Origin of the sequence: Streptomyces galbus (assembly GCF_005280195.1) — a bacterium.
Classification (GTDB): Bacteria; Actinomycetota; Actinomycetes; order Streptomycetales; family Streptomycetaceae; genus Streptomyces; species Streptomyces galbus.
The window spans coordinates 52,871-65,722 of the sequence record NZ_SZPR01000061.1 but is presented as its reverse complement, the minus strand read 5'-3'; the positions used below and the strand labels follow the sequence as shown (position 1 = coordinate 65,722).

General features: G+C 75.4%; 1 protein-coding gene. It reads right to left on the bottom strand.

All coding sequences use genetic code 11. The annotated features are described in order from the left end of the window. On the bottom strand, nucleotides 1–12,847 hold a 12,847-nt coding region (locus E4U92_RS36975), incomplete at its 3' end, for a WXG100-like domain-containing protein (protein WP_241681805.1). Nucleotides 12,848–12,852: the final 5 nt, after the last annotated feature.

Here is a 12,852-nt window from a genome sequence, read left to right as displayed (position 1 = left end):
GGTCGATGACGTCGGCGGGGGTTTCTGTGGTGCGCAGGTGGAGGGTGATGCGCACGGTGCGGTTGCCGATGTAGTTCTTGATCGTGGCGTGTTCGTCGAGGAGTTCGGCGATGCGGACGGCCTTGTCGAGGTAACGCGCGGTCTGGTTGAGGTTGGTGAACTCGAAACTGCCCAGCCTGAACGGGCGCAGAGCCGGTTCGGGGGCCGGGGTCGGCGTGTCCGTGCTGGTGGTGTCGGTGGTGCGGGCGTTGCCGGACAGCGTGCTGAGGTCGCGTGCCTCTTCCTCGCCCTGAACCCGCAGTTGCACCTGCGGGTGTGCCTGTGGCTGCGCCGGTGCCGGGGTGCGGGGCAGGAGGGGGACGAAGTCGCCGCCTCGGCGTCGCAGGCGCAGGTGGGGGCTGTCGGTGGAGGGGCCGGCGTAGGTGTGGGCGGTGCCGTTCTCCTCGACCAGCGTGACGGTGGTGCCGGTCGCGGCGGCGGCCCAGCGCGCCACCGCGCGGTCGGCCTCGGGACCCCAGGGCGCCTCGGACAGATGGCGGCGCAGGTGCCCTTCGAGGGCCTCGGGGCTCGGTGCCGGGGCGCCCGGCCTGACCCGCAGGGGCGGGGGCGTGAAGAGCGCGTCGCGCTCGGCGGCCTCGCCGGGCAGGCCGTTGAGCCGCATCAGCTGCGAGGGCGTGGCGCCGGCGCGGGTGCGCAGGCGTGCCGCCTCGCGGCGGTGGAGTCCGGGCTGTTCGGCGGCTTGGCGCAGGGCGGTGGAGAGCGCACCGAAGAACCCGTTGCCGCGGCCCGTCGGCATGCCCTGGGTGTAGGTGGCCCCGTCGGGTGCGGTGAGGACACCGTCGCGGGCGAGGCGGTAGCGCGGGCCGGAGCCCTGGGCGGGCGGCATCCAGGGGGGCGTGGCGTGGCTGCGGTGCGGGGAGGGCGGCCGGGGCGTGACGCGGGTGGATGAGGGGGTCGTGTGGGACGCGTCCGTGGCGTCGGTCGGACCGGCGGGTGTCGGCAGCGGGGTGGTGACCGGTGCGGGGGTGCCCGGGGGCAGTGCGGCGTGGAAGAAGTCCCCGTCGGCGAAGAGGACCGGGTCGGTGGCCGGTCGTACGGTGGCGGGGTCGGCCCCGTGCGGGAGGAAGAGCTGGCTGCGGCCCTCGCCGGTCACCACGGTGAGCGGTGTGCCGAGGACCCGGGCGGCCAGGGCGGGCAGCAGATCGGCGCCGCCGTTGTCCCCGGCGCGTCGGCCGGGCGCGGCCTGCTCGCCCTCCGGGTGCCCGCCGTCCTGGTGCGGGGCGCCGGTGAACGGGCGGGACAGGGCCAGGACGGTCAGCGCCACCCGCTGGCCGGGCGTCGGCCAGTAGGTCTGCGGGAGGCGGCCGAAGGCGTCGAACTCGGCCTGCTGGGCCGGGGTGAACCGCAGCCCGGCGGCGTCGACCTCGTCCTGGGTGAAGGTGTCGGAGGCGTCCAGGGCGAGCGAGTCGAGCAGGTCCTGGCTGCTGTCCTCGCCCAGTTCCCAGGCGAGGCGGTCGCGGGCGGCGCCGACCGCCTCGGCCGTGACCCCGGGGTCGCCGGGGGCGGCGGTGAACCGGTCGGCGAGGTCGGTCCCGAGCAGGTGGGGCAGCCTGCCCCGGACCTGGGCGACGGCGAGCAGCGCGTGGAAGAACGAGGCGCCGTCGTGCGGCACGTCGTGCACCTCGCGCACCGTGGCGCCGTCCGGCGAGGTGAGGGTGCGCGGGCCGGAGCCGGTGGCGTCGCCGACCGAGTACGGCGCGGGCGCTTCGGAGCGCCACGCCGGCTCGGTGTACGGGGCCGGCTCCGGCGCCGGGGCGGGGGACCGGCCCTGGTGGTGGGCCGTGAGGCGGCTCGCGGCGAGGTGCAGCCGGTGGTGCTCGGCGGCGGCCGCGTCGGTGCGCTGCTCCCAGAGGCGGACCTCGGCACGGGCCGCCTGCCAGGCGGCGACGGCGGCGGAAACCGGCCCGGGCGCGGGCTGGGCGGGGGAATCGGTCTGCGACGCCTGCTCTTGGGAGGTGAGGTCGAGCCAGGTGTCACGGGCCCGGGCGCGGGCGTCGTAGTACCGCTGTTCGGCCGTGGCGAGGTCGGCCGCCGCCTTCGCCTGCGCGTCCCAGGCGGCGCTCGCCTCGGCGGGGTAGGTGGCGTCGTCGAGGAGGCCGTAGTCGCGGGCGATGTCCTCGCGCAGCCAGACCAGTGCGGTCGTGCGGGCCTCCGCGGCACGGGGGCCGCGCCGGGCCTTGCCGAGGGCGTGCAGCGGGCGGCTGTCGGTCACCTGGTGGTGCACCTCGGAGACCGCCAGCCAGCTCACCGGGACGGCGAAGAGCATGCTGCGGTCGGTGACGACCTTCAGGTGGGTGCCGAGCGTGGTGTCCGCGGAGCCCTTCAGTGCCGTGGTGTCGTTCGCGCCGCCGATCGGGACCGTGGCGCCCGGGTTGGTGACGCCCGCGTTGCTGTTGCCCGCCAGGGGCGACGTACCCACCGCGCCCTCGACGTTGTCGGTGATGCCGGCCTCCAGTGCGTCGGAGGTCTTGCGGCGCTGCATGGCCTCCATGCGCGGCTTGTTCTCCACGGCGAGGAGCCGGGCGCCGGTGCGGTGCATCTTGGCGTAGAGGCGGGAGTCCGCGGTGTGGGACTGGCCGAAGAGGCGGGCGGAGGACTGGGTGGGCAGCGGTGAGCCGTTCGGGCCGAGGGCCTCGCGGAAACCGGCGGTCAGACCGCCCTGCGAGGTGGCTTCCTGCTGAGCCTGGGCGGCGGCCGTGCCCAGGCCGGTGAGCGGGGTGAGGTGGGCCATGCGGACGCGTGCGGCGAGCAGGTCGCCGGTGTGGCGGCGTCCGAGGTCGCTGTCGCCGAAGCCGTCCGCGCGGGCGGTGGCGAGGGTGAGGCCGTCCCGTACGTTGGCCGCGCCGCGGACGTCCACGGCGAGGATGCCGGAGCCGATCCGGTCGTCGAAGGGCAGGACGTCGGAGTCGGCGGTGCCCGGGCCCGTGGTGTCCGGACCGGGGGTGTCGGCGCTGGTGCCGTCGGTGGTGGTGCGCCAGGCGGCGATTCCCTCCGGGCGAGCCTGTTCGGCGGTCAGGAGCCGCACCGCGCGTTCCGGTTCGGGCACGTCCTGCTCGGTGAGCGCGCCGTCGGAGCCGTCGCCGTCCGGGGTGAGCAGTCCGGCCGGGAGCATCTCGTTCAGGGTGCCGACGGAGGCGCCGACGCGGGGGGCGAGGGGCGTGCCGGTCGCGTCGGTCATGGAGACGCTGAGGACGTAAGCGGTGACGACCTCGGCGTGCGCCTGGGTGGTGGCGACGTTCGGCATCGCGGTGCTGCCGTGGGTCTCGGTCCGGGCGCCGGAACGCTGCTTGGCGGCCGTGCCCTGCGCCGACGGGCTGGCGGTGAGCACGCCGCCGCTGTCGGCCGCCGCGCGCTGGGCGGCGCTGAGCGTCACGTCGGCGCCGCGGTCCTGGGAGACGGCCGAGGCGTCGTCGCGGGCGATGGTGCGGTAGTCCTCCAGCTCGAAGCCGGTGCGCAGCCGCTGCACGGTGGTGGTGACCGGCGTCAGCGTGAAGTGGAGCTGTGCCGGGCTGCCGCCCACGGGCAGGTGGTGCGGGCTCCGCCAGGTCCGGTGGCGGACGGGCAGCGTCATCCCGTCGGTGGTCAGCTCGTGCAGGTGGGCGCGGAGGAAGTCGGGTGAGAGCCGCTGCAGGACCTGCTCGCGGTCGTGGGAGGGCACGCCGATCTTCTCGAGCTGGGGCAGCAGGTGCCGGGCGGCGCGGCTCGCGTCGAGGCTGCCGCTCGGGTGGGTGGGGAAGCGCCGGCCGCGCAGGAAGCCGGGCACCCGGTAGCCGCCGCCGAGGTTGTGCGGGGTGGTGGTGGCCAGGCCGTCCGGGGCGAGCCCGGCCTCGATGGCGTCCTGCATCGGCAGGTGGAACATCACCGCGTCGCGGACGCGGTGGAGCGCGGCGGCGGCGCGGCGGGGGGCCAGCCGGCGGCCGAGGTGCTCGGACAGGCGCCCGGCGGCGGAGCTGATCCGGGTTCCGGCGCGGGTGCCGACGAGGCCCGTCGCGGCCGTCCAGCGGTCGCGGACCGCGACGGTCTCGACGGCGTCGGCGACCACGAGGTACATGCGCCCGGCGAAGGCGAGCGTGGTGTTGCGTCCGCGGGTCAGGGTCTGCGAGACGCTGCGGCCGCGGCCCCAGGCGTACTGCAGGGCGGTCGAGTAGGTGCCGACCACGGGCTGCTGGCCGGGCGCCTGCTGGAGCGGCATGTCGGAGCCCTGGAGACCGACGGTGGCGTGCGCGACGGTGCTCGCGCTGCCGACGACACGGTGCTCGTTGCCGATGGTGGTTTCCAGGGTGGCGGGCTTGGGGTCGCTCGTGACGCGCAGGTTGTGCAGCTCGCCGCGGACCGCGGCCTTGAGGTAGTGCGTCTGGAGCGGTCCCGCGCCGGACAACCCGGCGATGCGCGAGCCGAACGGGCCGAGGTACTGGCCGAGTTGCCCGGCCACGCTGAGGTTGGCCATGGCGCGGCGCAGTGCGGTACGCACGGGTGCGCCCGGTGCGCCGACGTGCCAGGACGAGCCGGTGGCCCGGTCGGCGGTGTCCTGCACGAGCTGCTGGCGCGGGCGGCCGCCCTCGGCGCTGAGCACCACGTGGGGCGCGCTGACCAGGCGCAGGGTCAGGCGCCGGTCGGCGGAGTCCACCCGCTGCGGCGGGCGGGTGCCGTCGAGGAGCTGGCCCGCCTCGGTGGCCGAGAGCCGCCGTAGGGCGCCGGCGGGGGCCGGTGCGGGTCGGCCGGGCCGCGGGTCGGCGGGGGCGTGGCGTTCGGAGCCGTGCGCGGCGGGCACGGCCAGCTCCACCCGGCCCACGGTCTCGGTGCCCCGGGTGAACAGCGGCCGTTCCTCGACCTTGTGGACGAAGACTCCGGCGCCGAGCAGCCCGAGGGTGGCCAGACGGGCCCAGCCCCGTGGCCGCCGGTGCCCCTCGAACGTGGCGCCCAGCTCCACCCGGTAGCTGTAGAGGTCGGTGCCGTTCTGGAAGGCGAGGTGGTCGTGGGTGACCGCGACGGTGTTCCGGGTGGCCTTCTGCTCGGTCCTGGCGTAGCGGGCCCCGACGGTGACGTTGCCAGTCTGGCGGGGCAGTCCCGCCTCGGGCACCTTGTCGTGGTCGCGCGGTGAGACGCCCAGCTCGACACCGCCCGAGAGCGTGAGGGACGCCTGCTGTCCCTGGCCGGAGATCTCGGTGCCGACGACCGCGTTGCGCAGGGAGCGCTCGGTCAGGGTGGTCTCGAACCGCCGGTCGCTCAGCCGTGCCCGCAGAACCAGCGTGTGGTGGCCGCGGCGCACCTTGCCGTCCTCGGTGAGGGTGACCGGGACGCCGGTGGTGGTGAGGTCGTCCAGACTCTGCGCCAGGCTCGGCCGGTTGAGGGCCTCGCGCACCTGACGTTCGTTGTGCAGCGCGGTCCGCATCCGGCCGTCGCCGTACCAGAACCTCGCCAGCCGCGGATGGCGCAGCACCGACGGCGGGACGAACAGGGACGGGTAGGAGCGGTGCAGGGTGTCCAGGACGGCGTCCGTGAAGGCCGCGAGGGGGTCCGGCGGGGCGGCCTGCTGGGCCGCTGCCTGCGGCTGCTCGACCGTCGCTCGCGCGTCCTGGTCCGCTCGGGGCCGCGTGGTCGGTCCGGGCTGCTGCTCCTGCGCCCGCGGTGGCGTCTGTGCGGGCTCCTGGGGGCGATCGGGCACGGGGACCGGCGAGCGGTCGGGCGCGGGGACCGGTGAGAGGTCGGGCGCGGGGCTCTGCGGGCGTTCGGGGCGGAAGCCCTCGGCCCGGACCTGGCCGCCGAGGTGCACCGGGTCCTCCCGCGTGAGGTACCACGGCACGGGCGGCTCGGCGTCCGGGTGGGGGCCGGTCCGGCCGGGTGTGCGGCTGTCCCAGCCGGCGAGGCGGCGCGCGTCCTGGGTGGACATCCAGTCCAGGCTGACGACCCGCACCGGACGGGCCGCCGACGCCGGCTCGCCGGGCATGCGCACCATCAGCGTGCGTTCGACCCGGTACAGCGCCATCGGGTGGTTGCGCACCCGGCCGGTGGTCTTGCGGGCCGCGTCGGCGCCCAGGTAGTGGCCGCGTCCGCTGGTGAGGTCGGCGCGGACGAGCGGACCGCCCTGGAGGCGTACGTCCGTCTCGGGGCCCACGAGGGTGTAGTTGGGCCCGGCGGTGACCTGGATGCCGAAACGGGTGTCGCGGACGTGTCCGCGTTCGTTCTGGTACGTGGTCTGGGTGAGGTCGCGCAGCTCCATCTTGACCGACTCGGCGACCAGGGTGGCCCGGTGCGGCACGGAGCGTTCCACGATCAGGTGGCCCAGCGGGTGCTGGGCGCTGCCGCGGGTCAGCTCGGGGCCCGTGACGGGACCCGTCATCCGTCCGAACAGGGCGAGAAGCCGGGTCGGCCGGACGTACGAGATCACCGTGCGGTGCGCCGAACTGCCCGGCCGCGCACCGGAGATGGCCAGGGCGACGTCCTCCGGCGGGTCGACCAGGTGCAGTCCACCGGTGTCGGTGACCCGCGGCTCCGTCCCGTCGGGGAAGGTGAGCGTGCGGGGCGCGCGGCGGGGGCCCGTGAAGGGCACGGTGAGGTCGTCCGGCAGCCGCCAGCTCAGCCCGTCCCGCATGCCGAAGCCGGCCGCGTGCACCTGGGTGCGCTGCCATGCCGGTCGCGGAGCGGGCGAGGTGGTGGACGCGGTGGTTTCCGTGGACCCGGCAGTCCGGCCGCCCGGGCCCGTAGTCCCGGGCGCCTCGGTGACGCGGTCCACCCGCACCCGGTAGTACACGTCGTCCAGGTGCAGGTGGGAACCCTCGTGGGCGCGCCACTCCGACTGGTTGTAGGCCTGGGTGCCCTGGACGTAGTCGGTCCTGCGGGTCCAGCCCAGTGAAACGCCGATCTTCAGCAGCCAGTTGAGCGGCGGGCCCATGCTCAGCGCACCGGCGATGCGGCGCCCGAAGCCGACGCTGCGCCCCCCGCCGGTGCCGGCCTGACCGCGCCGCATGGTGTCCAGGCGCACGGTGCCGCCGTCGACGTCCGCGAAACGTTCCCAGCGGTGGTAGGGGACGGCCTCGACGGTCATCTCCAGGCCGACCCCGGACTTCTCCCGGCCCACGAAACGGGCACCCCGCGGAGCGGTGAACGCACCGGGCTGGTCGGTGAGCAGCCGCAGCAGCTCCGCCTCGTCGAACCGGGCGCGCAGGTTCCTGGGCAGGCCCTCGAGGATGTGCCGGGCCACCTGCTCGGGCGAGCGGAGCGTGGTGACGCCGAGGCCGGTGAAGAGGCCCGTACGGCCGCTGCCCGACGGGCCGTCGGTCGTCGGGGTGCCCCCGCCCGGGGTGCCGTCCCCGGGATCGGCCTCCGGGCTGAGCAGGACCGTGGGCAGACGGCTGCCGTCGGCGAAGGTGACCGTGCGCGGCGCCGGGCCCGGTGGCGGGGCGTCCTGGCCGGTCAACAGGCGTGCGGGGCGGTGCCGTTCGAGCTGGGTCTCCAGCGGTACCGGATCGCCGCGGTCCGGGGTCCCGGTCTCCTCGGCGCTCTCAGGGGCGTCGTCCGCCGTCGGCCCGTCGGGCGTCGTGCCGACGGTGGCCGGCGGGGTCGCGTCGCTGTCGCTGTCACCCTTGCCGTCGGCGGTGACGCTGGCCTGAGGGGCCGGGGGTGCGGTGGTGGGGTCCTGGCCGAGCGGGGTGGCCGGGTCAGGAACTGGAGGGGCCGAGGCCGGGCTGGGGCTCGGGGTCGGGGTCGGGGTCGGGGTCGGCACCAGGGCGTCGAAGTGATCGGTGCCGTTGTACGCCAGGTGCAGGGTGCCGCCGCTGCCGCCGGGGTGCAGGGAGGTGACGGTGGTCCGGCCCGGCACCCGCGGGTCGGGCTGCACCAGCCGCAGGTCCAGGTCCAGCGTGTGGGCCAGGGCCTCGGGGAGGAGGTCGGCGAAGGGCGAGGCCCACAGTCCGGGGTGCTCGGCAGCGGCGGCGACAAGGCCACCCGGGCCCAGCTGGCGGGCGTCGGCGGGCGTGGGGGCGATGTCGGCGAGCCGCGGGTAGTCGCCGGCGCGCAGCAGCCGCTGCCACTGTTCGGGGTCGCCGTGAGTGACGACCGCTTGCGCGACGCGGTTCCACTCGCGGGTGAGACGGTCCCGCTCGGCGGCGTCGCGCACGCCTGCCAAGGCCCGGACGCGCAGGTCGTCGACCACGGAGAACACCGGGTCGGGGAACGCCGCGGCGGCGGCCGTGCCCAGCTCGGTGCCCGCGATCCGGTCGCGCAGCAGGGCGCGCAGGCCGGCGACGTTGCGCGCGGCCCACGCGGGCGGCACCGGCCGGCTGCGGGCGCTGTCCAGCAGCGCCCGGAACAGACAGTTGCCGCCGCCGGGAGTGTCCAGTCGCGCGAAGGTCAGTCCGTCGGCGCGCAGGGTGGGTGCGGAGCCGGGCGCGAGGCCGGTCGTGCTGAGGGTCAGGTCCTCGGCGAGGCTCTCCGGACGGCTCGGCGCGGGGACGAGGTCGGGTCTGCGGCGGGCGAGTTCGGCGGTGTGCTCGGCGCTGAGGCCGAGTTCCGAGAGCGGCAGCGGAGTGTCCGACAACGACCAGGTGATCTGGGCCGAGGGCGCGTAGGCCAGTCCGCGCACGTCCTCCGGTGAGACCAGGGTGGTGGGCGGCAGCGCGGGCGGCGGCGGGGGCAGCAGGGCGTCGAGCGTGGCGTCGGGGCCCGCGGTGGCGCGCAGTGCGGCCGCGGCGCGCAGGAACCCGGTGTACTGCTCGGGAGAGGGATCGGCCGCCGGAACCGTCGTTCCCTGCGGGGTACCGCTCCAGTCGTTGACCATCCGCCGCAGCAGGTCGGGGGTCATACGTCCGTCGCCGTAGCGGTCGGCGCTGTCCCGGCTGAGCCAGCGCAGGCCGTCGACCAGGGCGAGACCGGCCAGCAACTCGCGGTTCTCGGGCCGCTGTTCGGCGTCGGGCCCCAGGGCGTCGCGCAGGGTGCGGATCTGCTGGAGGGTACGGGCACGGGTGAAGGCGTCCGCGGGGTCCGGACCGGCGTGCAGCCCGGCGTCCCGGGCCAGCTCGTCCAGGCGGGCGCCGGTGGGCTCGGGGGTGAACAGCCGCCAGCGGCCCGGCCCGTCCGTGCCCTCGGTCAGGACGGCCCGGACGGCGCCGTCGCGGTCGCGGGCCGTACCCACCTCGGTGGTCGGCGCGTACACCGGCCGGCCGGTGCGGTTCGCCACGTGCTGTGCCACCGGCAGGCCCGCCACCTCCGGCTGCCGTCCCGTCTCGCAGGAGTACAGCACGATCGGACGGTCCGCATCGCCGTCCTGGAACCAGGACCTGAGCACCTCCCCGAGCTGCACCCCGCTCACCTTCACGGTGGGGCGTACGACGTCGTCGGTGCCGAGCGTGACGGTGCGCGGGGTGCCGTGCGAGGCGAAGTAGTCGGCGCCCTGCTCGGCATCCGAGTCGGTGCCGGTCGCCGTGCCCGTCCGCGTGCCCGGCAGGGGAGCGGGCGGGCCGGTGAAGACGGCGCGGGGCGTGCCCGGTGTGGCAGCCGGTGCCGTGGCGGGGGCCGCGGAGGTGGTCCGCACCGGGCGGAACGTGTCCTGTCCGAGCAGCGCGCGGCGGCCTTCACTGTGCGCCGTACCGTCCTCGGCCGGGCTCTGCGAGATGGTCAACGTCCGCACGGGTCGCCCCGGTTGCGGCTGCAGCGCCGCGTCCGGCATCCAGCGCCGCAACTGCGCGACCGGCACGGTGTGCCCGGCGAGGGTGGTGACGGTCGGCTGCCGCTCGGAGCGGGGCGTTCCGGTGCCGGTGTCGGCCGTACTGTCCGACGGGCGCAGGGTGATCCTGGCGGGCGCGGGCGCGGGCGCGGGCGCGGGCGCGGGCGTAGGGGTGGGCGCGGGGGTAGGTCCTGGGACGGCGGGGTTAGGAAGCGTGGGAGGTTGAGGCTGTTGTGGGGGCGGCGTGTCGCTGTTGCGGGCCCCTGGGTCGCCGCCCAAGGCTCCGTCGCGCCCTGTGGAGCCGTCGCCGGACTCCAGGTGCAGGTCGGTGGCGGGTTCCGCCCAGGTGCGCGACAGGGTGGCGAGCTTGCCCGGGGCGGGGTGGTCGTGGACGGGCTCCGGCGTCGTCGCCCGGTCGTCGCGTGCAGGAGGCGGGGCGTCCGAAAGCAGCTTGTCGGTCCGGGGGTTCGCGTCCGGAGCGGCCGAGTCGGTGCGGATCGGCTTCTCACCGGCCGAGGACGGGTCGGGGACAAGGTCCGAAGCCGTGTCGGTGACCGGTCCGCTGCCGACCGTGGGACCGCTCTCGGTGGCCGGCCGGGGCGAGGGGCCGGTTGTCGGCCGGAGCGAAGGGTCGGTGCTGACGGGTGCGCCGAGGGCGTCGGCGAGCGGCACCAGCACGTCGGAACCGGGGAAGTCGGTGCTGGCGTCCGTGCCCGGTACGGGTGTGTCCGCTGCGGGGGCGGGCGCAGGGCCGGTGAGCTGACGTACCTGGACGGGCCGGCCCGGACCCTCGCGGGTGAGCTCGACGGCCGGGCGCACCGGTCGTCCTGTGCCGTCCGCCGGGGCGGGCGGGCCGAGGACCACGGCCCGGTCGGTGCCGGCGCCGTCGAGCAGCGCGGCGGCCTCGGGCGACCCGGGGGCCGGGGGCGGCAGCTCGGAGACCACGACGGTGAAGGGCGTCCGGGTCGTGTCGGTGCTATCGGTGGCATCGGTGGCATCGGTGGTGCCGGGGAGGACGGAATCGGTCTTCACGTCGACATCGACGTCGACCGGGCCGGCCGCCGGAGCGTCGGAACTGCCGCCGACGGAGCTGGTCGTGGTCACCTTCGGCGGTGCGGAGGCGCTGGTGCCGGGCGCCGGGGCCGCCGTGTCGGGGACGGGCTGCTGCGAGTCGGTGGTGCCGCCGCTGTCCGCCGGTTCCGTGGCGGGGTTGCCGTGCGGCCCCTCCTCGGTGCCGGGGAGGTCATGAGCGGCGGGCGTGGCGTCCGGTGCACGCGTGCTCTGGGGCTGGGGCGTCTGCGTCCGGCCGTCGAGGCCGGGGGCCTGGGCGGGGGCGTCCGGGTGGATGGCGGTATCGGCCGAGCGCGGCCCGTCCACCGTGACCGGCACGCCAAGCGAGTCGAGTGCCCGGCGGATGCCGTCGGCGTCGACCTGGGCGGTCGGGCCGTTCCCGGCGGGTACGACACGTACCTCGGGGAGCTGCGCCAGGGCGCTGTGCAGCCCGTCGCGGACCCCGATCTCCGCGCCGTGGGGCTGCTGTCCGCCGCGCAGGGCGGTGATGTCGCGCAGTGCCTGCTCGCGCAGGTCGGGCGTGCCGGTGTGGACCTGCTGCCACAGCGCGTTCTCGGCGGCGGTCATCGGCAGTGGGCCGGGGGAGTACGCCGAGGGGTCCACGGCCGTGTAGGGAGGCGGTGGCGTGCTCTGCGTGAGGTCGGCGGACGGCGAGGAAGTGCCGTTCACGCTCGCGGGGTTACTCGTCGTACGGCCGTTGAGGGGCGCGGGGCCGCCGGCACCCGTGGCGTCCCGGCCGGGACCCGTGGCGCGGTCGCCATCGCCATCGCCATGACCGTCGCCGTGGCTGTCGCCGTCACGCGAGCGTGGCGCGTCGGTATCCGCGGAACCGTGGTCGCCGCCGGAGACGGTGGGTGGGTTCAGGCGCAACTTGTCGATCGCGTGGCGCAGTTCGGCGCTGCTGTTGACGGCCGTGCCCATGAGGGTGGACTCGACCTGGCTGCTGAGGCCCGCGCCCACGAAGGTCGACCAGCTCGTGGACCAGTCACCGTCGAAGGCCCCCTTGATCAGGATCTCCCCGAGCGCCTCGCCGGAGCCCGCCGCGAGGAAGTCGGCGACGCCCTTCAGCCCGTAGTGGCCGGCCACGGCCCCCGGCCGGTCGGCGTTGTTCCGCAGCAGGTGGTTGTTGCGCCACAGGGTCGGGTTGTTCCGGAAGGACAAGGGGCCGTCGCGGAAGGTGGTCGGGGTGTGGGCGGGCGGCGTGGGACGGTTCGGGGCCGGGCCCGGGCCGGGCCGGTCGTGGGGGGTGTCGCGGTGGGGGGTGGGGGTGGTCTTGAGGTCGATGTCCGGGGTGTTGCGCAGGTTCGGGGGCTTCTTGAAGTCGAGGTCGGACCCGGTCTTCAGGAAGTTGTGGTCGTAGCCCTTGACGAGGCGTTTCGCGATGTCGTCGAAGACGCTGGTGAAGAAGCCCGCGGCGGCGCCGAACGCGGCGGACTTGAGGATGTCGTTCCAGTCGAACCGGTCCGGACGGCGGCCGTTCGGGGCGAAGTTCATCATCGCCAGCCGCACCGCGAAGGTCGTGAACGCCTCGGCGAACGCCTCCGTCAGGGAGGGGGCGAGGTGCAGGCGGTGCAGCAGGTGGCTGAGCGTGGTGAGGATCGCGAACCGGCTGCGCAGCTTGGCCATCATGATCTGGCTGGCCGAGGCGCCGCCGGTGAAGAAGGACATCGCCAGGTAGAGGGCGATCTCGATGAGCAGCCGGATGACCTCGGCGATGACCTGCCACTTGGACTCCATGATGTCCATGGAGGTCTTGCGGCGGCCCTCGGCGATCTTGTCGAGCTGTTCGGCGAACTCCCGCAGGTAGTTCTTGCCGCCGTCGTCGATGAGCACGCCCATCGCCTTGGCGTACGACTTGGCCAGGTCGTCCGGCATCGACTCGGCGATGTCGTGGACCGACTTCTCGATCAGCGAGGACATCCGGTCGAGCTTGCGGCCCAGGCCGGAGTAGGGCTTGCGGCTCTCGTACGCCAGGTCCTCGTCGGCGTCGATGAGCTTCTCCCCGGTGAGGATGAAGATCATCGCGTTGACCTCGGGCGATGCCTTCAGGCTCATCGGTG